The sequence below is a fragment of the Pseudonocardia sp. DxW genome, assembly GCF_058448985.1.
In genome coordinates this window covers 82004-107703 of record NZ_JBZFLK010000021.1, presented here as the reverse complement: position 1 = coordinate 107703, position 25700 = coordinate 82004, and the positions used below count along the sequence as shown (strand labels likewise).

Annotated in this window: 23 protein-coding genes; 8 read left to right on the top strand and 15 right to left on the bottom strand. The window is 75.8% G+C overall.

The annotated features are described in order from the left end of the window. Nucleotides 1-788: 788 nt before the first annotated feature. Nucleotides 789-2591, bottom strand: a complete 1803-nt coding sequence (locus tag ACVJO7_RS27230) for an ABC transporter ATP-binding protein (protein WP_491675240.1) — start codon at nucleotides 2589-2591, stop codon at nucleotides 789-791. A 77-nt stretch (nucleotides 2592-2668) separates the two neighbouring features. Between ACVJO7_RS27230 and ACVJO7_RS27225 the strand changes: the two genes are divergently transcribed. Continuing rightward, nucleotides 2669-3184, top strand: coding sequence for a MarR family winged helix-turn-helix transcriptional regulator (locus ACVJO7_RS27225; RefSeq protein WP_491675239.1), 516 nt, complete (start codon nucleotides 2669-2671; stop codon nucleotides 3182-3184). Nucleotides 3185-3213: 29 nt separating this feature from the next. Here ACVJO7_RS27225 and ACVJO7_RS27220 read toward each other — a convergent pair whose 3' ends face one another. From ACVJO7_RS27220 to ACVJO7_RS27200, 5 genes are all read right to left on the bottom strand, one after another. Next, entirely contained in the window at nucleotides 3214-4017 is an 804-nt protein-coding gene (locus tag ACVJO7_RS27220) for an alpha/beta fold hydrolase (RefSeq protein WP_344027315.1), read from the bottom strand. After that, a complete protein-coding gene (locus tag ACVJO7_RS27215; protein WP_491675238.1) occupies nucleotides 4014-5447 on the bottom strand; it encodes a wax ester/triacylglycerol synthase domain-containing protein in 1434 nt (477 codons plus the stop codon). Before ACVJO7_RS27215 ends, ACVJO7_RS27220 begins: the two co-directional genes overlap by 4 nt. Continuing rightward, the gene (locus ACVJO7_RS27210; RefSeq protein WP_491675237.1) at nucleotides 5440-6930 is read right to left on the bottom strand and encodes an HAD-IB family hydrolase; all 1491 of its coding nucleotides are present in this window, start codon (nucleotides 6928-6930) and stop codon (nucleotides 5440-5442) included. Before ACVJO7_RS27210 ends, ACVJO7_RS27215 begins: the two co-directional genes overlap by 8 nt. Beyond that, entirely contained in the window at nucleotides 6917-9277 is a 2361-nt protein-coding gene (locus ACVJO7_RS27205) for a glycerol-3-phosphate 1-O-acyltransferase (RefSeq protein WP_491675236.1), read from the bottom strand. The genes ACVJO7_RS27210 and ACVJO7_RS27205 overlap by 14 nt, the downstream gene beginning before the upstream one ends. A gap of 113 nt (nucleotides 9278-9390) precedes the next feature. Then, the gene (locus ACVJO7_RS27200) at nucleotides 9391-10797 is read right to left on the bottom strand and encodes an aspartate aminotransferase family protein (RefSeq protein WP_491675235.1); all 1407 of its coding nucleotides are present in this window, start codon (nucleotides 10795-10797) and stop codon (nucleotides 9391-9393) included. Nucleotides 10798-10932: 135 nt separating this feature from the next. Between ACVJO7_RS27200 and ACVJO7_RS27195 the strand changes: the two genes are divergently transcribed. Beyond that, entirely contained in the window at nucleotides 10933-12435 is a 1503-nt protein-coding gene (locus ACVJO7_RS27195) for a PucR family transcriptional regulator (RefSeq protein ID WP_491675234.1), read from the top strand. Here ACVJO7_RS27195 and ACVJO7_RS27190 read toward each other — a convergent pair. Together ACVJO7_RS27190 and ACVJO7_RS27185 are read right to left on the bottom strand one after the other, a co-directional pair. Next, nucleotides 12429-13289, bottom strand: coding sequence for an SAM-dependent methyltransferase (locus ACVJO7_RS27190; protein ID WP_491675233.1), 861 nt, complete (start codon nucleotides 13287-13289; stop codon nucleotides 12429-12431). The genes ACVJO7_RS27195 and ACVJO7_RS27190 overlap by 7 nt on opposite strands. Before the next feature lie 113 nt (nucleotides 13290-13402). Further along, entirely contained in the window at nucleotides 13403-14524 is a 1122-nt protein-coding gene (locus tag ACVJO7_RS27185) for a glycosyltransferase family 4 protein (protein ID WP_491675232.1), read from the bottom strand. 165 nt (nucleotides 14525-14689) lie between these two features. Here ACVJO7_RS27185 and ACVJO7_RS27180 point away from each other — a divergent pair, with 165 nt between their 5' ends. Continuing rightward, nucleotides 14690-15109: an ATP-binding protein gene (locus ACVJO7_RS27180; protein WP_491675231.1), complete on the top strand. Its 420-nt coding sequence runs from the start codon at nucleotides 14690-14692 to the stop codon at nucleotides 15107-15109. 65 nt (nucleotides 15110-15174) lie between these two features. Continuing rightward, nucleotides 15175-15360 carry a hypothetical protein gene (locus tag ACVJO7_RS27175; RefSeq protein WP_491675230.1) on the top strand — a complete coding sequence of 62 codons (186 nt, stop codon included), beginning with the start codon at nucleotides 15175-15177 and terminating at the stop codon, nucleotides 15358-15360. 31 nt (nucleotides 15361-15391) lie between these two features. Here ACVJO7_RS27175 and ACVJO7_RS27170 read toward each other — a convergent pair whose 3' ends face one another. From ACVJO7_RS27170 to ACVJO7_RS27155, 4 genes are all read right to left on the bottom strand, one after another. Then, the gene (locus ACVJO7_RS27170; protein WP_491675229.1) at nucleotides 15392-16393 is read right to left on the bottom strand and encodes an NADPH:quinone reductase; all 1002 of its coding nucleotides are present in this window, start codon (nucleotides 16391-16393) and stop codon (nucleotides 15392-15394) included. A 38-nt stretch (nucleotides 16394-16431) separates the two neighbouring features. Next, nucleotides 16432-17061, bottom strand: coding sequence for a DedA family protein (locus ACVJO7_RS27165; RefSeq protein ID WP_344027336.1), 630 nt, complete (start codon nucleotides 17059-17061; stop codon nucleotides 16432-16434). A gap of 55 nt (nucleotides 17062-17116) precedes the next feature. Continuing rightward, nucleotides 17117-18487, bottom strand: coding sequence for an LCP family protein (locus tag ACVJO7_RS27160; protein ID WP_491675228.1), 1371 nt, complete (start codon nucleotides 18485-18487; stop codon nucleotides 17117-17119). 98 nt (nucleotides 18488-18585) lie between these two features. After that, entirely contained in the window at nucleotides 18586-18924 is a 339-nt protein-coding gene (locus ACVJO7_RS27155) for an ArsR/SmtB family transcription factor (protein WP_491675227.1), read from the bottom strand. A gap of 91 nt (nucleotides 18925-19015) precedes the next feature. Here ACVJO7_RS27155 and mgtA point away from each other — a divergent pair, with 91 nt between their 5' ends. Then, nucleotides 19016-21709, top strand: a complete 2694-nt coding sequence (mgtA, locus tag ACVJO7_RS27150; RefSeq protein WP_491675226.1) for a magnesium-translocating P-type ATPase — start codon at nucleotides 19016-19018, stop codon at nucleotides 21707-21709. A gap of 3 nt (nucleotides 21710-21712) precedes the next feature. After that, a complete protein-coding gene (gene tatA, locus ACVJO7_RS27145) occupies nucleotides 21713-21955 on the top strand; it encodes a twin-arginine translocase TatA/TatE family subunit (protein ID WP_344027509.1) in 243 nt (80 codons plus the stop codon). Between the two features lie 206 nt (nucleotides 21956-22161). Here the strand turns inward: tatA and ACVJO7_RS27140 are convergent, their stop codons facing one another. The 3 genes from ACVJO7_RS27140 to ACVJO7_RS27130 form a co-directional block, all read right to left on the bottom strand. Continuing rightward, complete coding sequence (locus ACVJO7_RS27140; RefSeq protein WP_358489208.1) at nucleotides 22162-22800, bottom strand: vitamin K epoxide reductase family protein; 639 nt, start codon at nucleotides 22798-22800, stop codon at nucleotides 22162-22164. Continuing rightward, nucleotides 22797-23447: a DsbA family protein gene (locus ACVJO7_RS27135; RefSeq protein WP_344027505.1), complete on the bottom strand. Its 651-nt coding sequence runs from the start codon at nucleotides 23445-23447 to the stop codon at nucleotides 22797-22799. The genes ACVJO7_RS27140 and ACVJO7_RS27135 overlap by 4 nt, the downstream gene beginning before the upstream one ends. Before the next feature lie 77 nt (nucleotides 23448-23524). Beyond that, a complete protein-coding gene (locus ACVJO7_RS27130) occupies nucleotides 23525-23860 on the bottom strand; it encodes a hypothetical protein (RefSeq protein WP_491675225.1) in 336 nt (111 codons plus the stop codon). A 169-nt stretch (nucleotides 23861-24029) separates the two neighbouring features. On the opposite strand from ACVJO7_RS27130, the gene ACVJO7_RS27125 reads away from it, so the two are divergent. Both ACVJO7_RS27125 and ACVJO7_RS27120 read left to right on the top strand, forming a co-directional pair. Next, complete coding sequence (locus tag ACVJO7_RS27125) at nucleotides 24030-24515, top strand: cupin domain-containing protein (RefSeq protein WP_344027501.1); 486 nt, start codon at nucleotides 24030-24032, stop codon at nucleotides 24513-24515. Between the two features lie 47 nt (nucleotides 24516-24562). Beyond that, nucleotides 24563-25594: a methyltransferase gene (locus ACVJO7_RS27120; RefSeq protein ID WP_491675224.1), complete on the top strand. Its 1032-nt coding sequence runs from the start codon at nucleotides 24563-24565 to the stop codon at nucleotides 25592-25594. Nucleotides 25595-25700 lie beyond the last annotated feature (106 nt).

Below are 25700 nucleotides of genomic sequence, written 5' to 3'. Positions count from 1 at the left end.
TCGATATCGACCATGTGTTCGATTCTATCGGGTTGGGCTGGTTGTTCTCTAGAAGAAAGTCGGGGGGAAATCCACTCAGGACAGGGTTGTTGTCGTGTCGGGTGCCGGGGTGTGGCGGGCTCTCCCGTTCGCGATGGGTCCGGGTCGGTGGTGGGTGGGCGCGGGTTCGCGGCCCCGGGGCTCACCCGGGTCGTCCCGCGGCCGCCCCGGCAACGGATGCGCGGCGTAGCTCGACGACCGGGGCCGGCGGCCGGTGACCGGGCTGATCACCGACCGGATCCGCACCCGGTGATCGGCCCCGTACCGATCACCGACCCGACCCGACCCGACCCGACGATCGGCGCAGTGCCACTCCCGACCCCAACGCCCAGCGCGGCGCCACTCCCCCACCGGAGCCGGGCTCGCGAGGGACCGGCACCCGACGCCGGGCGCCGCGGGAAACCCGCACCGCGTCGAACCGGCGGGCGGGTCCGGCTCGCCGACCGCAGGACGTCGTCCACCCCACCCCGGCCATCGGCCGACGACCCGCAGATCGTTCCGCTCCCACCCGTCCGAGCTGCGGACACGTGATCGGGACGGTCGGGATGGACAGCCGGGACCGGAGCGGGTCGACTCCGACATCGACACCCGGAGCCCGACATTCGACGCCCGACGTCGCAATCCCGGCCGACGGTCTCCCCGACGCCGGCGACCGGCGTCGTCCGGCACCGCAACCCGTCCGGCACCGCAACCCGCCCGGCACCGCAACCCGTCCGGCACCCACCCCGACGGACGGACGGACCACGGGCTCAGGCCGCGGCGAGCGCGGCGTAGCGGCCGGATCCGGCCAGCAGCTCGTCGTGACTGCCCGCCTCGGCGATCCGGCCGTGGTCGAGCACGACGATCCGGTCGGCGTCGCGGACGGTGGACAGCCGGTGCGCGATCGTGATCGTCGTGCGGCCGCGGGACAGCTCGTCGAAGGCAGCCTGCACGGCCCGTTCGGTGCGGGTGTCCAGCGCGCTGGTGGCCTCGTCGAGCACCAGCACCCGCGGGTCGCGCAGCAGCGTGCGGGCGATCGCGATCCGCTGCTTCTCCCCGCCGGAGAAGCGGTGCCCGCGGGACCCGACGACGGTGTCGTACCCGTCGGGCAGCGCGCTGATCAGGTCGTGCACCTGCGCGGCCCGGGCGGCGGCCTCGATCTCGGCGTCGCTCGCGTCCGGCCGGGCGTGCCGCAGGTTCTCCCGGACGGTGGTGTGCAACAGGTACGTCTCCTGGCTCACCACACCGACGATCCGGGTGAGATCGGCGGTGGCCAGGTCCCGGACGTCGACGCCGTCGATCGTCACCCGGCCCGACGTCGGGTCGTGCAGCCGGGCGACCAGCCCGGCCAGGGTCGACTTCCCGGACCCGGTCTCGCCGACCAGCGCCAGGGTGCTGCCGGCCGGCACGTCCAGGTCGATCCCGGCGACGGCGGCGGTGCCGCTGCCCGGGTAGGCGTAGGTGACGTCCTCCAGCCGCACGTGCCCGCGCACCCGCGCGTGATCGACCGGGACCGGATGCCGCGGCTCGGCGACGTCGACCGGCAGGTCCAGGTACTCGAAGATGCGCGCGAACAGCGCCAGCGACGCGACGATCTGCACCCCGGTCGAGAGCAGTCCCATGACCGGCCGGAACAGCCCGGCCTGCAACGCGGTGAAGGCGACCAGCGTGCCGATGCTCAGCGTGCCCGCGGTGAACGGCAGGCCCGCGGACAGGTAGATGACGGCCGGGACGGCGGCGAACACGACCTGGGTCACCGCCATCGACCACCGTCCGGCGAGCTGGGCGCGCAGCTCCAGCCCGATCAGCCGGGACGACGAGCCGGTGAACCGGCGGGTGAGCTCGGGCCCGCTGCCCAGCGTCCGGGACAGGGTCGCACCGCTGACCGAGAGACTCTCCTCGACGGCGACGTTGAGATCGGCCAGCTCGCGCTGCTGCGCGGCGGTCACCGCGCGCCGGGTGCGGCCGACCCGGCGGGCCAGCAGCACCGCGGGCGGTAGCACCACCAGCGAGACCAGCGTGAGCTGCCAGGACAGCGCCAGCATCGCGACCAGGGTGGCGACCGTGGTGGTCAGGTTCGACGCGACCGAGGTGGCCGTACCGGTGACCACCGACTGCATGCCGCCGATGTCGTTCATGATCCGGGACTGCACCTCGCCGGTACGGGTCCGGACGAAGAAGGCCGGGCTCTGCCGCTGCAGGTGTGCGAAGACGGCGGTGCGCAGGCCGTGCATGACCTCCTGCCCGATCCGGGTCGAGATCCAGGTCTGGGCGACGCCGAGCGCGGCGGTGACCGCGGCGACCGCCACCATCCCGCCGGCCAGCCAGGCGAGCAGGACGACGTCGCGCTGCGGCAGGGCGACGTCGATGACCTCGCGCAGCAGGAACGGCGACGCCATCCCGACGACCGAGGAGACGGCGATCGTCGCGACGACGACCGCGAGCGGGCCCCGGTGCGGCTCGAACAGGGCGCCGATCCGGCGCAGCGAGACCGCGCGGGCCTGCTCCCGCTCCTCCGGGGACGGGGTGCGGGTGTCCGGCCGTCCGGGCCGGTTCGGGACACCTGGCTCCAAGTGGGACTCCTTCGCGAACAGGTACTGTGGTTACCTCACTATGAGGCAACAACACCGTTGGTTGCTAGCTTGTTCCCGTGCCCGATCCCGATCCCGCTAGCGAGCTCGTCGACGCCTTCTGGGCGGTCGCCCGCCAGGTGCGGCACGCCTCGGCGGCGGCGCTGACCACCTGGGACCTGACGCCGTCGCAGGCCAGGGCGCTGATCACGCTGGCCCGGCACGGCGAGATGCGGCCCGGTGAGCTGGCCCGGCACCTGCGGATAACCCCGCGCTCGGCGACCGAGGTGGTCGACGGGCTGGCCGGTCCGGGACTGGTGGAACGGGTGGCGGATCCGGGCGACCGGCGCGCCGTGCGGCTGCGGCTCACCGAACGGGGCGCCGGCACCGCCGGGGCGATCCGCGAGGCCCGCGCCGACGGGGCCCGGCAGGTGTTCGACCGGCTGCCCGATCGCGACCGGGCCGAGCTCGCCCGGATCCTGGGGGTCCTGCGGCACCCGCCGGAGCCGGCCGCCCCGCACGCCCCGCACGGCACGGACGGCACGGACCGGCGGGAGGTACCCGGCGGGACACCGGAGCCCGGCCACGCCCGCTGAGCTGCGCGGCGGACGAGCCGCGTGCGGCGTCAGCGCTCCCGCAGGGCCACCTCGTAGCGGGTGTGCTGCAGGATCGTCCACGCCACGAGGGCCGGATTGTCCACCATCGGAACGTGCCCGACGCCCGGCAGCACCACCAGATCGGCGTCCGGCACCGCCGCCATCATCGGCTCGGCGTAGCGGCCGAACGGGATCGTGCGGTCGGCGCCCGCCCAGGCGATCCGGACCGGGCACGGCGCCCGGTCGAACGGCGCGATCATGGTGTCCATCGTGGCCGCGCTGAGCAGCGGATCGAGCGCGGTGCACCCGGCGAGATCGTCGAACAGCACGTCGACGTCCTCGGCGGAGTAGCGGTCGGCGTGCTCGGACACCGTGCGCAGCAGCAGCCGGCGCAGCGACCGGCAGGACGCGAGCACCCGCACCGGCGCCCAGCCGGCGAGCAGCGCGCCGATCCGGAACGTGGCGAGCAGCCGGTACAGGTCCGACGGGACCGCCCACGCCCCGGCCGGTGAGAGCGCCACCACCGACCGGGCCCGGCCGCGCCGGGCCAGCTCGAGCGCGGCCCAGCCGCCGAGCGAGTTCCCGACGACGTGCGGCGTCCGGTCGATCCCCAGCTCGTCGAGCCGCTGCACCAGCGCGTCCACCAGGAGATCGAGCGAGAAGTCGCCGTCCGGGAGCTCGGGGCCGCCCAGGTGGCCGGGCATCGTCACCGCCCACACCTCGTGGTGCTCCTCCAGCAGCGGCAGCACCGGCCGCCAGGCCCGCCACGACGACGTCATGCCGTGCAGCAGCAGCAACGGCTCGCCGGAGCCGCTCCGGTGGAACCCGGTCACCGGACGATCACGGGCTCCGCGGCCCCCGGACGCAGCGACAGCACCTCCGCGAACCCGGCGGCGAGGCACTCGGCGAACAGCTCCCGGTCGGTGACGGCGGCGGCGTCGAGATTGGCCCCCACGCAACACGTGTCGCCGTGGGTCACCACCGAGATCATCGCGGCGCAGCCGGGCAGCGGCGCGAACGGGTAGACGCGGTCGATCCGCGCTCCGCACAGGAACGCGTCGGACCGCAGTCCCGGCACGTTCGACGCCTGCAGGTCGTTCCCGGCGGTCGAGCCGCCGGCGACCAGGGTGAGCAGCGGGCCGGGCAGCCGGGCCAGCAGCGGCGCGACGACGTCCGGGCTCTCCAGCGCCGGCTCGTCCCGGGCGGCCCGCATCTGCGCGCCGACGGCGCGGATCCGTTCCGCCGGGTCGACGACGCCCATCGGCGCGGCCAGCCGGGCCGGCGCCCAGCGGTTGCCGCCGGCGGCGTCACCGCTGCGGCGCACCGACACCGGCACCGAGGTGCGCAGCGTCGTCTCCGGCGCGACCGGCCGGCCCAGCTTCTCGTGGTAGAGCCGGAAGGCGCCGAGCAGCGCGGCGACGTAGGCGTCGTTGAACGTCCCGCCGACCGACTTCCCGGCCGCACGCAGGTCGGCGAACCCGGTGTCGAGCGCGACGAACCGCCAGGACAGCCCGCGCGGGCGCAGCAGCTCCGAGGCCCCGCCGGGCGGCGGCGCGAGCACCCGGGTGGCGGACTCCACCCAGCGGACGGTGTCCCGGACCGCCGATACCGGATGGGTCAGCGCGCCGAGCACGTCGCGGGTCATCCGGGCGGCCGCGGGCAGCAGGCCGGCCTCGCGGCGGACCAGCCGGTCGACCTCGGCGAGCGGATCGGGCGCCTCGGCCGCGGGCGCGGCGGGCTGCGGCTTGTCCGGGTCGTGCTCGCGGCGCCGGCTGTGCAGCTGGGACAGCAGCTGGACGACGCCCATGCCGTCGGTGAGCACGTGGTGCAGCTTGAGCAGGAAGGCGGCCCGCCCGCCCGGCAGGCCCTCGACGAGGGTCGCCTCCCAGGGCGGCCGCTCCCGGTCGAAGGGCGTCATCATGAACTGCTCGGCGATCGGCGCGAGCTCGGCCCAGAAGCCGGGCCCGGAGCCGGGGATCCGCACCCGGCGCAGGTGGTAGTGCAGGTCGAACTCGACGTCGTGGATCCAGTAGGGGGTGCCGAGCCCGGCCACCGGCTCGCGGACCCGCTCCCGGAACCGCGGCACCATCCGGGTCGCCCACTCGGTCGCGGCGACCAGCCGTTCCCAGTCCGGCTTCTCGTCGAGCAGCTCGACGGCCAGCACCGGTGCCCGGTAGCGGGGATCGGACTCGGCCCGCCACATCATCACCTCGAACGGCGACATCTCGCGGACCGATCCCCAGGTCAGCGACGTCTCACTCATCGTGCCCACCGAGGTGCGGACGACGCTCCGGCCACCGGGCGAGGGTGTCCAGGAACAGCGTGCGGACCTCCTCGGCGTGCTTGCCCGCGTCCTCGGGCACCCAGTGCGTGGTGTCGATCGGCGGATGCACGACGACCTGCACGGTCCCCCCGCGCAGCGTCTGCGCACCCCGCCACATGATCTCCCCGGCGTTGCGGATGACCAGCGGGACGATCGGGACACCCGCCTGCATCGCGATGTGGAAGGCGCCCTTCTTGAACCGGCCCAGGCGCGGCGTCGGCGAGCGGGTGCCCTCCGGCGCGATGGCCAGCGAGATTCCCTCGTCGCGGAGCTTCTCGACGGCCGGCTGCAGCGCCTCCCTGGCCTTCGTGGTGTTGCCGCGGTCGACGAACGCAACGTCGGCGATCTGGAACAGCTGCCCCCAGACCGGGATCGCCGCGGCCTCCTTCTTCGCCACCCCGGTGAACCCGTCGCGGAGCAGCTTCATCAGGATCGGGACGTCGAACTTGGACTGGTGGTTGAACACGAACACGCACGGCCGGGCGGACACCAGGTGCTCGGCGCCGGTCACCTCGACGTCGATCCCGGACAGTCCGAACGCGACGTCGGCGCCCACCCCGGCGGCCAGGTCGACGAACTTGCGCCGCGAGCCGTGCAGCAGCCCGGCGCCGGCCGCGGCGGCGAGCCCGCCGGCCATGCCGCCGTAGAAGATGGCGGTCCGGGCGACGTCGGTGGCCCCGGGGAACAGCCCGCCGCGCGGGGCGCAGTCCAGGATCGGCCAGCCCTGCCGGGTGGCGAGCGCGCGCAGCGAGTCGGTCGGCGACACCGCGACCGGACGGCCGACGGAGGAGAGGAACTCGGCGTCCTCGGTGCCGTTGGCGTAGCCGAAGCAGTCGGCCGGGTCGACGCCCTGCGCGGCGGCGTCGGCACGCACCGCCTCCGCCTTGCCGGGCCCCCACAGCGACGTCCCGACGACCCGGCCGGTGAGCACGCCGTCGTCGACCTCCAGCTCGGTGCACAGCACCCGGTCGGCGCCCAGCTCGTCGGCCATCGGCTGCACCTGGAACCGGGTCGCCGACGACGCCATCACCACCTGGTGGCCCTGCTCCTGGTGGGCGGCGACGAGCTCCCAGACCTCGGGGTGCAGGGCGCCGGCGATCTCGTCCCGGAACAGGTCGTTGCCGAGCGCGACCAGCTCGGCCTCGGTGCGGCCCTGCCAGGTCGCGAGGGTGATGGAGAGGAACTCCTTGAAGTCGTCGTCGGTGCGGATCCCGCGCATCCCGGACAGCACGGTGCGCACCATCTCGACCGGGCCGACGTCGAACTCGCGCAGCCGTCGCCGGTAGAACGCGCCCGCCGAGTAGCCGTCGATGACGGTGCCGTCGTAGTCGAAGTAGGCGATGGTGCCCGGCCCGGGCGGCGCCGCCCGGACGGCGGCGAGCCGCTCGGCCCGCGCCGTACCGGCTCCGTCAGCTCGCGACACCGCTGTCCCCCTCCGCACGTTCCTTCGTCCCCCGGTCCGGCACGACCGGCTCCGGCGGCGGATCGTCGCCGTCGCCGAGTACCACCTCCAGCCGGGCCCGGTGCAGGTCGGCGAGCCGTCCCAGGTCGTCGATCACCGCGCCGACCTCGGCCAGCCAGTCCGCCCGCCGCGCGCCCGGCGACGCCGGGTGCAGCAGGTCCCGGTTCTCGGCCAGGCGCAGCGCCGTCGCGTACAGCTCGCGCGACACCGAGTCTGGCCGGTCCAGGCGGCGCTGCATCAGCATCTGCCTGCCGACGCCGAGGCAGTCGTTCAGGAAGTCGTCCTCGTCGCCGAGCGGGTCGTCGCCGAGCGCGGCGAGCCGGTCGGCGACGACGAGCTGGGCGTCGAAGAAGGACCGCAGCACGCCGGGCGCGACGAGCAGCGGGGCCCGGCGCAGCGCGGCGCGCGCGTCCGCGGGCTGCCCGGCGCGCCGCCGCCAGCCGGAGTCGACGAGATCGGCCTCGCGCAGGATCTCGTCGCGGAACTCGCGGCGGGTGGAGAAGAAGAACTCGAACTTCAGCAGGTCCCGCAGCCGGGCGAGCTCGCGCCACGCGACGTCGACCGGATCGTCCTCCTCGCCGGCGTCGCCGACCCGCAGCAGCGCCAGCTCCAGCATCGCCCGGTTCAGCAGGTGGTGCAGCGCCCCGTTGCGGTAGAACGCGGCGACGTGGTGGCGGCCCGAGCTGATCGAGAACACCGGCTCGGTGCCGCCGGAGTAGATGGTGACGACGCCCGCCTCGGCCAGCCGGTCCAGGGTCATCCGCAGGCCGTGCCGGGTGCGCAGCTCGGCGATCGGCACCGGGACGCCGCGCGCCTCCAGGTAGTCGGCCAGCGGGGCGACGACCTCCCGGACCTGCTGCAGGGTCAGCGCCCGGTCCCGGGCGCTGAGCAGCGCGAAGGTCGCCAGCGAGGTGGCCGTCGCCGGGGTGACCCGGTTGATGCCGGCGCACACCCGGAACGCGACCTTCTCCAGCCGGGCCGATCCGTCGCCGGCGTCGGCCAGTGCCCGGCGCAGCGAGAGCGGCTCGGCGAACCGGACGCGGGCGGTGCCGACGTGCCGGCGCTGGTCGCGGAAGTAGCCGTAGAGCCAGCCCAGGCCCTCGGCCTTCTTCTCCCCGCCGCGCTGCTCGGCGGCCATCGCACCGACCTCGTGCAGCTGGTCGTAGACGATCGAGACCGGGACCAGCACCGCGTCCAGCTCGGGCCGGTCCTCCATCGCGGCGACCAGGTAGCGCAGCAGCCCGTAGCGGGGGCGGCGCAGCTTGCCGGTGCGGCTGCGGCCGCCCTCGATGTACCACTCCAGGTTGAACCGCTTCGCCAGCAGATGGCCGAGGTACTCCTGGATGGCGGCCTTGTAGACGGTGTCGCCGCCGAAGCTGCGCCGGATGAACACCACCCCGGCCCGCCTGCCGAGCGCGCCCATCGGCCAGAACGACAGGTTGTTGCCGCCGAGCACGTGATTGCGCGGGAAGTTCCGCTCGTGCAGCACCTCGGCGAACACCAGCGGATCGGCGTAGGAGCGGTGGCTCGGCAGGAAGACCAGCGCGTGCTCCCGGTTGAGCTCGCGCAGCCGCTCCAGCCCGGACTCGTCGACCTGCACGTCCCAGGCCTTGGTGTGCATCGGGCCCATCATCGCCCGGAAGACGTCGATCGCCGGCGGGCTCTGCACCGCCGCCATCTCCTTCAGGCAGCTCCCGAGCTGCTGCTCGATCTCGGCCTTCGTCGAGCCGGTCTGCCGGACGAGCCGGTCGACCAGCTTCGGGAACCGGGTGGACGAGGTGATCTGCTCGACCATCCGGCGGGGCACCTTGTAGCGGTCGCCGAGGATGCGCCGCTCGGCGCGGTCGCAGGCCAGAACGGCCTGCCGGGCGACGAACCGGCTGAACCCGACGGAGCCGGGGCGGCCGTTCTCCTGGGCGACGAACCGGGACACCAGGTCGGCGACGGTGGCCGGCTCGCCCGCGACGACCCGGGCCGCGTCCGGCCGGTGCCGGGCCATCGTCGGGTGCAGCGGCGACCAGGCGACCCGCATCGCGGCGGTGGTCGCGAGCCCGGCCAGCTTGCGCAGCGCGCCGGACGCGTCCGGCTCGGGCGTCACCCAGGTGACCCGGGCCGGGACGATCACGGTGTCGTCGCCGTCGAGCGCCTCGCCGAGCGCGGCCGGGGCCTCCAGACCGGCGCCGATCGACACCACCCGGGCACCCGGGTGCTCCCGCTCCGCCCAGCGTTGCAGGATCGACCGTTCGGTGAAGGAGCGGGGCTGGGTGATCACCACCTCGCGCGTGCCGAGCAGTCCGTCGGTCGTCATCGATCCCCCTCGCGCCGGCCCGCCGCGTCGCGACGCATCCCCCGGCACAACGTAGTTACCGGGCGGTTGCCGAACAACTTCGCGACACGGTCTGCCGGGCCCGGGACGCGGGGTCAGATCACGCGCTGCGCCTCGGTGAGGGTGTGCCGCAGGATCTGCTCCATCTCGTCGAACTCGGCCTGCCCGGCGATCAGCGGCGGCGCGAGCTGGACGACGACGTCGCCGCGGTCGTCGGGGCGGCAGTAGAGGCCGTTCGCGAACAGCGCCCCGGGCAGGAACTGCTTGACCAGCCGCTCCCGGGCGGCGGCGTCGAACGTCTCCCGGGTGGCCTTGTCCCGGACCAGCTCGATCGCCCAGAAGTAGCCGTCGCCGCGGACGTCGCCGACGATCGGCAGGTCCAGCAGCCGGCCCAGGGTGTCGCCGAACGCCTGCTCGTTCGCGAGCACGTTGCCGTAGAGGTCCTCGCGCTCCATCAGGTCCAGGTTGGCCAGCGCGACGGCCGCCGAGACCGGGTGCCCGCCCCAGGTGTAGCCGTGCGGGAAGGTGACGCCCGGCTCCAGGAACGGCTCGATCACCTTCTCCGAGGCGATCATCGCGCCGAGCGGGCCGTAGCCCGAGGTCATGCCCTTGGCGCAGGTGACGATGTCCGGGGTGAAGCCGAACTTCGCGCAGGCGAACGGATGCCCCTGCCGGCCGAACGCGTTGATCACCTCGTCGGAGACCAGCAGCACGTCGTGCCGGTCGCAGATCTCGCGGAGCCGGGCGAAGTACGACGGCGGCGCGGTCAGGCAGCCGCCGGAGTTCTGCACCGGCTCCACGACGACCGCGGCGACGGTGCCCGGGCCCTCGAACAGGATGGCCTCCTCCACCCGGTCGGCGGCCCACCGGCCGAGCGCCTCGGCGTCGCCGTCGAACTCGGGATGCCGGTAGAGGTTGGTGTTCGGCACCCGGAACCCGCCGGGCGCGAGCGGCTCGAAGTCCTGCTTCATCGCGGGCAGCCCGGTGATCGCCAGCGCCCCGTGCGGGGTGCCGTGGTAGGCCGTCATCCGGCTGATCACCTTGTGCTTGGCCGGCTTGCCGCGCAGCTTGAAGTACTGCTTGGCGACCTTCCACGCCGACTCGACGGCCTCGCCGCCGCCGGAGGTGAAGAACACCCGGTTCAGGTCGCCCGGTGCGAGATGCGCCAGCCGCTCGGCGAGTTCGGCGGCGGGCGGGGTCGTGTACCCCCAGACCGGGAAGTACGCCAGCTCGGACGCCTGCTTCGCGGCCGCCTCGGCGAGCTCGCGGCGGCCGTGGCCGGCCTGCACGACGAACAGCCCGGCGAGCCCGTCGAGCACCCGGTGGCCGCGGTCGTCCCACAGGTAGGCGCCCTCGCCGCGGGTGACCACCGGGATCGGCTGGTCACCGTCCCGGCCGTGCATCCGGGCGAAGTGCATCCACAGGTGCTTCCCGGCGGCCTGGGCGGCCGCGGACATCGGCGGCCGGTCGGCGGCGGGGGTGCGGTCCTCGAGTGCGGTCATGGGGGACTCCTGTCGGTGTCGGCGCCCGTGCCGTGCGGCGGTCGCGGTCGTCCGTCCGATCGTCCGGCCTGCACCTCCGACCCCACGGATACGATTCGTATCGTCTTCGACCCGGACGAGAACGGAGTGCGTCAGGTGTATCCGACGATCGCGGACGTGCTGGCCCGCCCGGAGGTCCGGGCCGGGGCACCGGCCGTCCGCGCCGGGCGGGCCGCGCTGGGCACCGAGGTCCGCTGGGTGCACGTCAGCGAGCTGGCCGAGCCCGCCGGGACGCTGCCGGACGGCGTGCTGGTCCTGTCGGTCGGGCTGCCCGCCGCCGATCCGACCACCGATCCGGCCCGCTACGTCGCGGCGGTGCGCGCCGCCGGCGGCGTCGGGCTGGTCGTCGAGATCGGCCAGCACCTCGCCACCCTGCCCGATCCGCTGGTGCAGGCCGCCCGGGCGGCGGGGTTCCCGCTGGTCGAGCTGCGCCGCACGGTGCGCTTCGCCGACGTCGTCGCCGGGGTGCTGGAGACGATCCTGGTCGAACGGCACGCTCGCGCGTCGTTCACCGAGCACGCGGGCAGCGCGTTCCGGACGCTGACCCTGCACGGCGCCGACCCGCAGCGGGTGCTCGCCGAGGCCGCCACCCTGCTGGACGGTCCGGTGGTGTGCGAGGACCTGGCGCACCGGGTGCTGCTCACCGCGGGCGAGCCGGACCTGCGGGACTGGCCGGCCCGGTCCCGGCTGGCCGGTCCGGCCGGGCCGGAGGGCTGGCGGACCGCGCCGGTCGGCCTGCCGGGTGCGCGATGGGGCCGGCTCGCCGTCCCGGCCCGGCCCGCCGCCGACGCCGAGGACCGGATCGCCGCGGTGCTCGGGCACGCCGCCGACGCGCTGTCGCTGCTGGTCCGCGACGGCGCCCCGGCCGGGCTGCTGCGCGCGGCGCACGACGCGCTGCTCGGCGCGCTCGCGGACGCGACACCGGTGGACACCGATCGGCTCGCGGTGCGCGCCCGCGCCGCCGGGATCGACACCACCGGGGAGTTCGAGGTGGTGCTGCTCGACGGCGGGTCCGCCGGGACCGCACCGGCGGTCGTCCCGGACGCCGTGGTCGCGACCGCCGGCGGGGCGGAGATCGTGCTGGTGCCGCTCCCCCGACGGGCCGGCGCCGGTTCCCGCGCCGACGAGCTGGTCCGGCTGCTCCCGGCCGGCGCCGTCGCGGCGGTCGCCGGGCCCGGCCCGTTCGACCGGCTCCCGGAGCTGCTGCGGGAGGCCCGCGCCGCGGCCGCGGCGTACCGGTCCACCTCGCCGGACGGCGCCCGGCCGCCGGTACCGCCGCGCGGTGGCCGGCTCGGCGTGCGCGGCCTGGTGTGGCGGCTCGGCGACGATCCGCGGCTGCTCGGCTTCGTCGAGGAGCAGCTCGGCCCGGTGCTCGCACTGCCCGGGCCCGAGCGCGAGCAGGCGCTGGCCGGGCTGGACGCGCTGGTCGACGCGGGCGGCGTCGTCGCCGAGTTCGCGCGCCGGATCGGCACCGGCCGGCCCGCCGCCTACGCCCGGCTGCGCCGGCTGTCGGCGCTGGTCGGTGCCGACCTGACCGAGCCGGAGGTGCGCACGTCGGTGCACCTGGCGCTGCTCGGGCTGCGCCGGGCCGGTCACTGAGCGCGGTCCGCCCGCAGCAGCTCGACCTCACCCATCGCCTCCGCGACGCCGCCGTCGAGCGGCCGGCCGTACCCGTCCGCGACCTCGGCGACCGGGTCCACCCGGACCGTCCAGCCGTACCCGCGGAGCCGCTCGGCCGGAGTCCGCGCGCGCGGCTCGTCGAAGAACAGCTCGCGCACGTCGATCCCGATCAGCCGCCGCGACAGCGACCGCAGATCCGGATCGGACACGATCCGGCGGGCCGCGTCCCCGAAGTGCTCGACGGCGATCCGGCTGCCCGGTGCGGACAGCGCCTGTACCCGCTCGAACAGCAGCGCCTCGGCGTCGGCGGGCAGGTAGGGCAGCAGTCCCTCGGCGAGCCACGCGGTCGGCCGGGCGGGATCGAACCCGGCGCCGGTCAGTGCGGCCGGCCAGTCCTGCCGCAGGTCGGCCGGGACGCCGACCCGGCGGGCGGTGGGCGGGTGGCCGACGGCCGCGAGCACGTCGTCCTTGAACGCCAGCACCTGCGGCTGGTCGATCTCGAAGACGGTGGTGCCGGCGGGCCAGCGCAGGCGCAGCGCGCGGGCGTCCAGACCGGCGGCGAGCAGCACCACCTGGCCGGTACCGGCGCCGAGCAGCGACTCGTCGAAGTACCGGGACCGCACCCCCTGGTAGGTGGCCTGCGCCTCCCGGGGACCGGGCGGGTCGTCGGGCACGTCGAGCACCGGCCCTGCGGCGTCCACGAACGCCTGCGCGAACGGGTCGTCGACCAGCCGGTCGGCGCGCCGGCTCTCGGCGGCCCGCCCGGCGGCGACCGCCAGGGCGGTGGCTCCCACGCTGCTGGTGATGTCCCACTGGTCGTCGGCGGTACGCATGGGGCCACCGTACGAGATGTAGTTAGCAATGCTCATTGACTGCGGGATGACCACCCGGGTGGGTGAGGACGACCCGGACATCCGGGCAGCCATCGCCCCGGTACACCCCGGCCCTAGCCGAGCAGCTCCAACTCGGTCGCGGTCTCGGTCTCCGTCTCGGTCTCCGTCTCGGTCTCGGCCTCCGGCGGCACCCCGACCAGCCCGCCGTAGAGCGCGGTCAGCGTGACGGCGATCCGGGCCCGGTCGAAGCGGGACACCGCGCGGTCCCGCCCGGCGATGCCGTAGCCGGCCCGCATGGCCTCGTCGGCGAGCAGGTCGCGCACGGCGGCCGCGACGTCGGCCGGTCTCCCGGGCCGGACCAGCAGGCCGGTCACCCGGTCGACCACCGCATCGGCCGAGCCGCCGACCGAGGATCCCACCACCGGCCGGGCGCAGGCCATCGCCTGCAGCACCGGGGTCACCGGGACGTCGCGGCCGGGCACGTCCAGGACGACGTCGGCGGAGCGCAGCAGCCGCGGCCGCAGCGCGTCCCCGACCGGCCCGAGGAACCGGACCCGCCCGGTCACCCCGGCCTCCTGGGCGATCGCGAACAGCCGGTCCCGGTCCGGATCGTCGCCGGCGGCGCCGCCGGCGACGAGCAGCTCGGCGTCGCGGACCCGGGCCAGCGCGCGGATCGCGGTGCCCGCCCCCGCGCCGGGGGCCAGTGACCCGATCAGCACCAGCCGCGGATGCTCGCTGCGGCGCAGCGCCGGGCCCGCCGCGGTGTAGACGTCGGTGTCCACGCAGGCCGGCACGGTGCGCAGCTGCGAACGTGGCACCCCGGCGGCGAGCAGTGCGGCGTGCCGGTGCTCGGAGTCGGCCAGCACCGCGACGACCCCGGCGGGCGGGTCGATCGGGTCCGGGCCACCGGTCGGGTACGACGCGACGACCGGCGCCCCGGTCCCGGCCGCCCACCGGACGGCCGCCGGGCCGACCGCGTGCACCAGGTCCGGCGGGTCGTCGCCGAAGCCGGCGCCCGCGGCGGGCAGCGGCCGGACCTCCAGCTCCCCCGGCCCGGTCACCGGCCCGACCGGATCGTGGTCACCGGGCCGGTCGGTGAGCACCAGGACGCGGTGCCCGGCGACGGCCAGTGCGGAGGCGGTGGATGCGGTGCCGCACCCCTCGGGAACCTCGGACGTGCGGATGACGGCGATGCGCAACGGGGCCTCCTCGTCGTGCTCGCTGACAGCGGGCACGCGCAGGTGGCTCTACGCGTCGAACACCCCGACGGTACCCGCTCCGCGCCGGACCGCCAGGCGAGCGGATCGCGTGTGCGCCGCGGCCACCGCGGGTAGTCAGGGCTGTCCGACGAACCGCCGTCCGATGAGCCACCGTCCGGTGAGCCGAGTGGAGGGACGAGGATGAGGGACCGTTCGTGGCGGCTCCGGGTGGCACCGGCGCCGTCGGCCTGCCGGTTCGCCCGGCTGGAACTGCGCCGCTTCCTCGCGCCGCTGCTCGGCAAGACCCTCGTCGACGACGCGGTGCTGGTGCTGCACGAGCTGGTCGCCAACGGGATCGACCACGCGGGCACCCCGATGCTGCTGACCGCCCGGGTGCGCGGCGGGTCGGTCCGGCTCACGGTCCGCGACGGGTCGCCGGTGCCCGGCCGCGAGCGGCCGCTCGACCCGTCCGCACCCCGCGGGCGCGGCCTGCAGATCGTCGGGTCGGTGGCCCGCGGCTGGGGGGTGCGCAGGCACCGGCGGGGCAAGACGACCTGGGCCGAGCTGGGGCCGGCCGACGCGCCGGTGACGCCGCAGCTGCACCTGGTCGGGCCCGGCTGACCGGTCCGTGCGTGAGCCGCCCGGCGGGTGGGTACGCAGCGACCGACCGAGCGAGAGGAGAGACGATGCGCCCCGAGATCCCGATCTCCGAGGCCGATCCGGCGGACGCGCTCGAGCAGCGGCGCCCGGCGTTCCCCGGGAACGACGACGATCCGGTCGTGCCGGCGGTGCCGAGCGCGGACCGCGAGGCCGATCCGGCCGACGTCGCGGACCAGTACCGCGACGCCGGCCAGGACGAGGACGCCTACTGACCGACGACGGGGCCGGTCGGGCCGGTGGTCGTCAGGGCAGGTCGACCACGACCTTGCCGGTGACGCCGGCCTCGACCGCCTCGTGCGCGGCGACGACGTCGCCGAGCCCGAACCGGTGGATCGGCAGCGGGGTGAGCGCGCCGTGCGCCGCGGCGACGCTCACCCCGCGCGCCGCGTCGGCCAGAACGTCCCGCTCGACGTTGTAGAGCAGCATGAACCGGAGCACCGCGTTCGCCGTCATCAGCGACCGGACCGGCAGCGCCGGGTCCTGCGGAGTCGCCGCGTAGGACACGACGTGCCCGCCGCGGCGCAGCACGGCGAGGTCCTGCTCGAGGTTCTGCGCGAGCGCGACCTCGACGATCCGGTCGACCGGGCCGGCAGCGTCCAGGATCGCGGCGGCCGGGTCGCCCTCCCGGTAGTTGACGACGTGCTGGGCCCCCGCCGCACGGGCCTGCTCGGCCTTGTCCGGCCCGGACACCGTGGTCACCACGGTGGCGCCGGCCCAGCGCGCGAGCTGGATCGCGTAGTGCCCGACCGCACCGGCACCGCCGGTGACCAGCACGGTGCGTCCGGCGACCGAGCCGTCGGCGAACACGCAGTGGTACGCGGTCATCGCCGGCACGCCGAGGCAGGCGCCGAGATCGTCCGGGGCGCCGTCGGGCAGCGGGGTGGCCTGGGCGGCGGGCAGCACGGTGTACTCCGCGCAGCTGCCCCACTCGGCGAGCGGCGCACCGCCCTCGCCACCGGGCGAGGCGAGCCACACCCACACCCGCTGCCCCACCCGGGACGGGTCGACGCCCTCGCCGACCGCGTCGATCTCGCCGACGCCGTCCTGGTGCGGGACGCGGACGCCGTCGATCGGGCGCGGGGTGGTGCCCGCGCGGGTCTTGGTGTCGGTCGGGTTCACCGCCGAGATGCGGATCCGGACCCTGACCTGCCCGGGGCCGGGCTGCGGGGTCTCCAGGTCGCCGATGGTCAGGACGTCGCGGGCCGCGCCCTCGCGGGAGTAGCTGGCTGCCTTCACCGGCGCCATCCTGCCCGCGGCGGGCGGGGCTGTCGCGCCGGGCCCGGTCACTCGCGCAGCGCGGCGACCTTCTCCCGGGCCTCCTGCCTGCGGGCCTCGGCGCGGCGGCGGCGCACCTTCCAGGCGATCGTGCCGGCCACGACACCGATCCCGAGCAGCACCCAGCCCAGCAGCCCGAAGGTGTGCTCGAACTTCTCCGCGGCCTCCCGCAGCAGGTAACCGGCCGCGACGTGCAGGGTCGCCCAGGCGGTGGCGCCGACCACGACGGCGGGCAGGAAGCGGCGCAGCGGCAGGCCGGAGGCGCCCGCCGCGGCCGGTGTCATGGTGCGCACCACCGGCAGGAACCGGGCGCACAGCACCGCCCACGATCCGTGCCTGCGCAGGGTGCGGGCCGCGTCGTCCCACTTGTCCTGCCCCATCCGCCGGATCAGCCGGGAGTCCCGCAGCCGGGGGCCGAGCTTGCGCCCGATCGTGTAGCCGATCGAGTCCCCGCCCATCGCCGCGACCGCGACGACACCGGTCACCAGCACCGCCGACGGCACGTCGGGCACCGCCATCGCCGCCGCGATCAGCACGGTCTCCCCGGGCAGGACGAGCCCGATCCCCAGCGTGGTCTCGCCGAGGGTGATCAGACCCGCGACGAGCACCACCACCCACAGCGGGACGGAGTTGAGCAACTCGATGATCTCGGAGATGGGAGCTCCTCGGCTCGGGGAACGTGCCGGGTGGGGATCAGTCCACGCAGGGCACGCCGTCGGCGGTCAGGTCGGGAGGGGGAACGCTCGCGGGTTCCGGCCCGGGAACCGGGTCCCCCCGCGGGGCGGCGCTGCCCTCGCCCGCGCCGGCGGTGGGCGCAGTGTCGTCCTCCACAGTGCCTGCTCCGGTGCCGTCTCCGGCGCCCCCGGGGCCGGGGTCGTCGGTGGGCGGCTGCTCCGGGGCGGTGAGCCCCGCGAAGAACGCGCTGACCTCCGCCGGGTCCACCTCGACGGCGACGCCCTCGGAACCGGTCCGGTAGTCCGCCCGGCCGGTCGGGATGGTGCGGAACTCCACCCGGTCGCCGCGCAGCTCGGCGGCGTGCGCGACCAGCGAGGTGAGGTCCCAGCCCTGGTCGAGCACGACGGCGCCGTTGACGGCGCGCAGCAGCCCGGCCACCGCGACCGGATCGGCGAGCGTGCCCGCCGACAGCATCCGGTGGGTCAGCCCGGCCAGGAACGCCTGCTGGCGGCGGACCCGGTCCAGGTCGCCGCCGGGCAGGCCGTGCCGCTGCCGGACGAACGACAGTGCCTCGGCGCCCTGCACGGTCTGCGGGCCGGCCGCGAAGCGCGCGCCGGAGTAGTGGTCGTCGACCGGGCCCTTCAGGCAGACCGGGACACCGCCGAGCGCGCGGGTGATCTCGGCGAACCCGGCCAGGTTGACCTGGGCGTAGTGGTCGACCGAGACGCCGGTGAGTGCCTCGACGGTCTGCACCAGCGTCCGGCTGCCCGCCGCGTTGGCCTGCCGTTCCAGCTCCGGACCGGTCAGGCCCTGCTCCCGCAGCCCGGGCCGGGCGAGCGCCGCGCCGCGGGCCAGCACCGAGTTGATCTTGTGCGTGCCCAGGCCGGGGACCTCCACCCAGGCGTCGCGCGGGATGGACACCGCGGACGCGCCGAGCGAGGGATCGTCCGGGATCCGGACCAGCATCAGGGTGTCGGTGTTCTGCTGGCCGTCGGCGTCGCCCGCGTCGAGCGCGTCGAGGACCTCGCGGGGCAGCGGATTGCCGCGGGCGTCCACCCGGGAGTCGCTGCCGACCAGCAGGATGTCGGTGGCACCGTCGGCCACGCTCTCCCCGGTCACGTCGGCGGTCACCAGGCCGCCGTCACCGCCGAGCACCGCCCAGCCGGCGCCGGTGACGAGGAAGACGGTCGCCGAGAGCGCCGCCGCCCAGCGCCGCAGCCGGCGGGCGGGGCGCGGGACCGGCCGCTCGGCGCGCGGCCAGGGCCGGAGCCGGTCGGTCGGTGACGACGACGGGCCGGCCGGTGACCGGCCGGGCCCCGCAGCCGCGGGTCGGGGTGGGGCGGCGCCGGGTGCCGGCCGGGCGGGCGGTCCGGCGGCACCGGATCCCACGGGGCGCGCGCGGCCGGGGGACGGTGGTGCACCTGCGCCGGGGCGGCGCGGCGGCATCGGGGTGGTCGGCGAGTCGGGCCGGGGCGGGAGGGGCGGCGTCACGCCGTGCCCCGCTCGCCCAGCGGCCCGGAGCGGCGTGCGGTCCGGGCGGCGACGACCGCACGGACCACCTCGACGACCGCCGGATCGTCGATCACGTAGATCTGGTGGCGGCCCTCCCGCCGGGCCCGGACCAGGCCGGCGAGCTTGAGCTTGGCCAGGTGCTGGGAGACCGCGGCGACCGGCTGGCCGAGCGCGGTGGCCAGGGTCCCGACGTCGCGCGGGCCGGCCGCGAGCAGCCAGACGATCTGCAGCCGGGACGTCGCACTGAGGATCCCGAACGCCGCGGCCGCATCGGCCAGCAGCTCCGGATCGAGCAGCTCCGGCTCGTCCACCACACCCCCGACAGTTGCGATAGTTGCGCTATCTACGCAACTGTTACCCTACCCAAGCGGTTCCGGGCGTGGAGCCGGGGACCCGAGGAGCGCGATGGACCGGACCGGCCGCCGGATCTCCGGCGGCTCGCCCCCCGCCGGTCCCGCACCGCCCGGGCCACCGGTCACCCCCGGCGAGACCGAGCTGCGCGACGCGGCGTTGGCCGACGCGTTCGCCCTGCTCCGCGGCCTCGACACGTCCCGGCGCGGGCTCACCGAGGAGGCCGCCGCGGTGCGGTCGGCCGAGTACGGCGAGAACGTCCCGGCGGCCGGGCGCAGCCCGTCGGCGGGGACCTGGGTCCGGTGGGCCGTCGCGAGCCCGTTCGCCGGTCTGATGGTGGTGCTGGGCGCGCTGCTCGCCGTCGCCGACGGTGCGGCGAGCGCCGCGCTGGTGCTGCTGCTCGCCGCGCTCGGCATCGGGCTGCGGCTGTGGAACGAGATCCGCACCGGCCGCGCGGCCCGGGTGCTGCGGGCCCGGGTCGGCACCACGGTCACCGTGCGGCGGCGGCCGGCTGCGGGCTCGGCGCCGCGGGAGAGCGAGGTCCCGCCGGAGGACCTGGTGCCCGGCGACGTGGTGCTGCTGCACGCCGGCGATCCGGTGCCGGCGGACCTGCGGCTGCTGCGGACCGACGAGCTGCTCGTCGACCAGTCGTCGCTGTCCGGGGAGCTGCTGCCGGTGCCGAAGGCGCCGCCGTCGGACCGCACCGGCCCCGGACCGCGGCGGGCCCGGCACCGGCCCGCCGACGACCGGCGGCCGGTCACCGCGCTCGGCTCGCTGCTGCTCGCCGGCAGCACCGTCACCCGGGGCGCGGCCACCGCCGTCGTGCTGGCGACCGGGGCCCGCACGCACGCCGAGCAGCTGGCCGGGCGGGCGCACCGGCCGCGCCCGGAGTCCGCGGTGGACCGCGGCGTGCGGTCGGTGAGCTGGACGCTGGTGCGGTGCATGCTGGTCGCCGCGCCGCTGGTGCTGCTGATCAACGGGACGGTCTCCGGGGACGCCCAGCAGGCGCTGCTGTTCGCGGTCGCGGTGACCGTCGGCCTGGCCCCGGAGCTGCTGCCGGTGATCGTCGGGACGACGCTGCTGCGCGGCACCGCCCGGCTGCGCGACGCGGGCGTGCTGGTCACCCGGCCGGAGGGCATCCACGATCTCGGCGCGATCGACGTCGCCTGCCTGGACAAGACCGGGACGCTCACCGAGGACCGGGTCGTGTTCACGCACTCGGTCGATCTGGACGGCCGCCCCGATCCGGCGCCCGGCGACGCCGCCGCGATCGCCGTCCGGTTCCAGGGGGTCCCCCGGGACGGCACCGACGACGCGCTCGCCTGCGCCGGCCGGGACGGTTCGACGCTGCTGGCCGGGGGTCTGCTCACCCGGGTCGCCGAGCTGCCCTTCGACCACGCCCGCCGGCGCGCGACCGTGGTGCTGCGCGACGCGCACGCGCCGGATGAGCTGGTGGTGGTGCGCGGCGACCCGGACACCGTGCTCCCGCGCTGCACGCACGCCGTGCGCGACGGCACGGAGATCGAGCTGACCGGCCCGCTGCGGACCGCGGCCGCGGACGCCGCCGGCGCCCACCGCGCCCGTGGCATGCGGGTGGTGGCGGTCGCGACCCGGCGGGCCCCGGCGCACGACCCGGAGCCCGAGCGGGACCTGGTGCTGCTCGGCTTCGTCGGGATGGTCGATCCGGTGCGCGCGTCGGCGGCCACCGCGGTCGCCCGGTTCCGCGCCCAGGGCGTCGCGGTGAAGGTGCTGACCGGCGACGACACCGCCGTCGCCGAGCAGGTCTGTGAGCGGGCCGGCATCGACGTCGACGGGGTGCTGGACGGGCCGGCGCTGGACGCGATGAACGACGTCGCGCTGGCCCGCGCCGTCGGGCGGACGACGGTGTTCGCCCGGCTCGGCCCGTTGCAGAAGGAGCGGGTGGTCACCGCGCTGCAGGCGCGCGGGCACACCGTGGGCTTCCTCGGCGACGGCGTCAACGACGTCGGTGCGCTGCGCGCGGCCGACGTCGGGATCGGTGTCGACGGCGCGGTCCCGGCGGCGCGGGCGGCCGCGGACATCGTGCTCACCGATCGCGGCCCGGACGTCGTGGTGACCGCCGTCGAGGAGGGCAGGCGCACGCTGGGGCGGGCCACCCGCTACCTGACGGTGACCGCGGCGCTCAACGTCGGCAACGCGCTGTCGGTGGTGGTCGCCTCGGCGGTGCTGCCGTTCCTGCCGTTGCTGCCCGCCCAGCTGGTGCTGCAGAGCGTGCTGTTCAGCGTGGCCGCGCTGGCGCTGCCGTTCGACCGGGTGGAGCCGGGCTGGACGGCCCGGCCCCGGGGCTGGGACACCCGCGGGATGCTGCGGTTCATGGTCGTGTTCGGGCCGCTGTGCTCGGCGTTCGACCTGCTGACGTTCTGGGCGGTGTGGCGCCATCTCGGCCTGGACACCCCGGAGGAGCAGGCGGTGTTCCAGGCCGTCTGGTTCGTCGAGGGCGTGCTCTCGCAGGTACTGGTGCTGCTCCTGCTGCGCACCCGGGCCGGCCGGCCGGCCCGCGCGGTGGTGGTGACGGTGGCCGCAGTGGTGGTGACGGGCGTCGCGTTACCCTTCACCCCGGTCGCCCCGTTGTTCGGGATGGCCGCGCCGCCCGCCGCGGTGTGGCCGCTGCTGCTGGCGGTGGTCCCGCCGTTCCTGTTGTGTGCGGCCGCGACGCGGTCGCTGTACCTGCGTCACGTGCTGGGCATCCGCCCGGCGGACAAGGAGTGAGAGATGACCCCTCCCGGACCGACCCAGCTGCTGATCATCCTGCTCGTGGTCGTGCTGCTGTTCGGCGCGAAGAAGCTGCCGGACCTGGCCCGCTCGGTGGGGCGGTCCAGCCGGATCCTCAAGACCGAGCTGAACGCCAAGGACGAGAAGGACGGGGACGACGCGACGCCGCCCAAGGAGCTCCCCGAGGCGGGCGCCGGCCGGGAGACCCCGCGGACCGAGTCCCGCAGTGACACCGAGCGCTGAGCGAGCAGACTGCACAGCGCGCTGAGCGAGCAGACTGCACAGCGCGCTGAGCGAGCAGACTGCACAGCGCGCTGAGCGAGCAGGCAGCACAGCGCGCTGATCGAGCAGGCAGCACAGCGCGCTGAGCGGGGCGGCTCCCCACCCGCCCCGCCGGTGCGGAGACCCTGCGGCCCCCGCACCGGACGGGTGCCCGGGCAGCGCCGAGCTCAGATCAGGGTCGACCAGTAGTCCCAGAACCGCTGCAGGGCCAGCCCGATGATCACCACGAACCAGAGCACCACCGGCACCGCGTGGTACTGGCGCAGTCCGGCGTAGAGCCCCCGGGCACCGCCGCTGCGGTCCAGCGTGGCGAGCGCGACGTACCAGAAGATCGGGATCGTCACGGCCCACACGACCATGCAGTACGGGCAGAGCGCGCCGATCCGGTAGAGGCTTTGGAAGATCAGGTAGTGCACGAACACGACCCCGGCCGCCGAGCCGGCGGTCAGCCCGGCCCAGTACCAGGTCGGGAAGCGGGCGCCGGCGAGCAGCGCCACCCCGGTGGTGACGACCACGGCGAACGCGCCGATCCCGAGCAGCGGGTTCGGGAACCCGAAGAACGCGGCCTGCTCGGTGGTCATCACCGACCCGCAGGACAGCACCGGGTTGATGCTGCACGAGGGCTGGTAGGTCGGGTCCTGGAGCAGCGCGATCCGCTCGACGGTCAGCGTGAACGCGGCCAGCAGGCCGAGCCCGCCGCCGACGATCAGCAGCCAGGGCAGCAGCCGCGGCAGCGGTCCGGGGACCGCGGGGACGGGCTCGGCGGGCACGCGGGCGAACTCCTCGGTCGGGGCGGCGGCGGTCACGGGTTCACCGCCGCGTCCAGGGCGTCGGTGATGTCCTGCACGGACTCCGGGTTCAGCTGCTCGCCGTTGACGAAGAACGTCGGGGTGCTCTGCACGCCGGCCGCCAGGCCGGCCTGCTCGGCCTCCTGCACGGCGGCCAGGGTGGCCGGGTCGGCGACGGCCGCGTCGTAGGCGGCCATGTCGAGGCCGAGCTGCTCGGCGTAGCCGCGGAAGATGCCCGCGGCGTCCGGCGAGCCGGCCCACTCGGCCTGGGTCTGGAACACCCGCTCGTACATCGGGACGAAGCTGCCCTGCCGGTGCGCGGCCTCGGCGGCGACGGCGGCCGGCTCGGCGTTGCTGTGGTGGGGCAGCGGGAAGTAGCGGACGACGAACTCGACGCGGTCGCCGTACTGGTCGACGAGCTGGCTCATCACCGGCTGGATCTGGGCGCAGGACGGGCACTCGAAGTCGAGGAACTCGACCATCGTGACGGCTGCGTCCGGGTTGTCGTTGAGCCGCGGCGCCTCGGCCGGGGCGAGGGTGTCGGCGGCGACGGCGCCGCCCGGGGCGGTGTCCGGGGCGTCGGGGCGGCCTGCGAACAGCAGGGCGGCCAGTACCAGCGCGAACGCGCCGACGACGGCGAGGGAGATCGTGACGTTGCGGGTCATCGGGAGGGTGCCTCCACGGGGGCCGGCGGGGTGCCGGGTCACGGGATCGGGGACGGGACGGACCGGGCTCCCGCGGGTCAGTTCCGGTCGACGCAGAGGTGTTCGACCGGTGAGGGTGTGCGCAGCGTGCGTTCCGGCGGTGCCGGCGCGACGGTGTCCGGCGACACGGCCGGGGCGAGCGCGACGGCGACGGTGGCCGGTGCGACGTCCGGGACCGGTGGCCCGTCGTCGCCGCGCCGCGGGACCTGCTCGGAGTCGCCCGCGTGCAGCGTCGAGGGCGGGTGGTACGGGCAGTCGGCGGCGCCGAGCGCGGCGGTGTGCCCGGGCGGCGGCCCGGCGGCGGCCGGGCCCGCGCAGACCAGCAGCGCCAGGGCCAGCAGCAACAGTGAGGCGAAGGCGCGCAACGACCTCACCTCGCTCCTCGACGGGGACCGCGGCGGATCCGCTCCGCCCGGGCCCCCGACGATACCGACGGCGGGCGGACCGTCCCCCGCTCCCCCGGCGTTCGGCCGCGGGACCGGTCCGGATCGACCGGCCGCCGCGGCAGGACGTCCGGTCACCGGGCGACTACCGTCGGTGGGCGTGAGCTTCCCCGAGCCGTCGGCGGTGTGGCGTCCGGTCGCGGACACCGAGCGGGCCGTGACCTCGCGGACCGGGTCGTGGACCCGGTTCGCCGCACCCGGTGGCGCCGTCGGCGGCGGCTTCGGGCTGTTCGAGTCCTGGATCCCGCCGGACTCGCCGGGCGCGATGCCGCACTACCACTCCGGCTTCACCGAGAGCTTCTACGTGCTCGACGGGCGCCTGCGCATCATGACCGGGACGGACCGGACCGAGGCCGGGCCCGGCGACCTGGTGCACGTCCCGACCGGCGGGGTGCACGCGTTCCGCACCGGGCCGGACTCCGATGCCCGGTTCCTGATCCTGTTCGTGCCCGGCGCGCCGCGGGAGCGCTACTTCCGCGGGCTGGCCGAGTTCGCCGCCCGGGCCGAGCCGCCCACCCCGGCCGAGGTCGACGCGTTCGCGCTGACCTGCGACCAGGTGAACCTGCGCGACCATCCCGGGTTCTGACCGCGGCACCGGCGGCGTCCACCGGTGTGACCGGGGACACTCCCGGGATGGACATCTCCTCCCCCGCCACCGAGCTGGTCGGCATGGTCCAGGCGCACTGGACGACGGACACGATCTGCGCCGCCGCGGAGCTGGGCGTCGCCGACGTCCTCGCCCGGGGCCCGGCAGGCACCGCGGAGCTGGCCGAGGCGACCGGCGCGCACCCGCCGGCCCTGGACCGGCTGCTGCGCGCGCTCGCCACCCTCGGCCTGTGCACCCGCGGACCGGACGACCGCTGGTCGGCCACCCCGCTCGGCGCGGCGCTGCGCCGCGACGCACCCGGCGGCGCGCACGCCAGGGCGCTGCTCACCTCCCGGTTGTGGCGGCCGCTGTGGGACGACCTGACCGCGTCGGTCCGCACCGGCGAGCAGGCGTGCAGCCGGGTGAACGGCCGGCCGCTGTTCGACCATCTCGCCCGGCGCCCCGAGCTGGGCGCGCTCTACGACGTCACCCAGCGCGGGCTGATCGACGACGCGGGCGCCCGGTTCGTCGCGGCCTACGACGTCCCGGACGGCAGCACCGTGGTCGATCTCGGCGGCGGGACGGGTGCGCTGCTGCGGCACGTGCTGGCCGCCCGCCCGGCCTGCCGCGGGATCCTGGTGGACCTCCCGCAGGTGGCGCAGCGGGCGCACGCCGAGCTGACCGCGGCCGGCGTCGCGGACCGCTGCGACGTGATGATGGGCGACTTCTTCGAGGCGGTACCCGGCGGCGCGGAGGTGTACCTGCTCTCGTTCGTCCTGCACGACTGGACCGACGACGAGTGCCGCGCCCTGCTGCGCACCGTGCGGACCGCGACCGGCCCGGACGCCCGGGTGCTGGTCGTCGAGCAGGTGCTGCCCGACGACGGGCCGGGCGATCCCGGGCCCGCGCTCTACGACCTGCACATGCTGGTCGGCACCGGCGGCCGCGAGCGGACCCGCACCGAGTACGCGGAACTGCTGGCGGACACCGGTTTCCGGGTCGAGTCGGTGACCCCGACGGCGGGCCCGCGCAGCGTGATCGACGCCCGCCCGGTGCCGGTCCGCCGAACACCCCGCTGAGCGGCGCCCGGCCCGGGTGCGAGACGCTGGGGTGACGCGTACGACCGTTTCCGTACGCAATCCTCCGGGCCGGTTCCTGCGCGCGGTTCCCGCGCGTCCCGGCCCG

Excerpts from the sequence above, each read along its gene's own strand:
- ACVJO7_RS27215 (WP_491675238.1), bottom strand. The coding sequence starts at position 5,447 with ATGAGTGAGACGTCGCTGACCTGGGGATCGGTCCGCGAGATGTCGCCG.
- ACVJO7_RS27205 (WP_491675236.1), bottom strand. The coding sequence starts at position 9,277 with ATGACGACCGACGGACTGCTCGGCACGCGCGAGGTGGTGATCACCCAG.
- ACVJO7_RS27200 (WP_491675235.1), bottom strand. The coding sequence starts at position 10,797 with ATGACCGCACTCGAGGACCGCACCCCCGCCGCCGACCGGCCGCCGATG.
- ACVJO7_RS27190 (WP_491675233.1), bottom strand. The coding sequence starts at position 13,289 with ATGCGTACCGCCGACGACCAGTGGGACATCACCAGCAGCGTGGGAGCC.
- ACVJO7_RS27180 (WP_491675231.1), top strand. The coding sequence starts at position 14,690 with ATGAGGGACCGTTCGTGGCGGCTCCGGGTGGCACCGGCGCCGTCGGCC.
- ACVJO7_RS27175 (WP_491675230.1), top strand. The coding sequence starts at position 15,175 with ATGCGCCCCGAGATCCCGATCTCCGAGGCCGATCCGGCGGACGCGCTC.
- ACVJO7_RS27170 (WP_491675229.1), bottom strand. The coding sequence starts at position 16,393 with ATGGCGCCGGTGAAGGCAGCCAGCTACTCCCGCGAGGGCGCGGCCCGC.
- mgtA (WP_491675226.1), top strand. The coding sequence starts at position 19,016 with ATGGACCGGACCGGCCGCCGGATCTCCGGCGGCTCGCCCCCCGCCGGT.
- tatA (WP_344027509.1), top strand. The coding sequence starts at position 21,713 with ATGACCCCTCCCGGACCGACCCAGCTGCTGATCATCCTGCTCGTGGTC.
- ACVJO7_RS27135 (WP_344027505.1), bottom strand. The coding sequence starts at position 23,447 with ATGACCCGCAACGTCACGATCTCCCTCGCCGTCGTCGGCGCGTTCGCG.
- ACVJO7_RS27120 (WP_491675224.1), top strand. The coding sequence starts at position 24,563 with ATGGACATCTCCTCCCCCGCCACCGAGCTGGTCGGCATGGTCCAGGCG.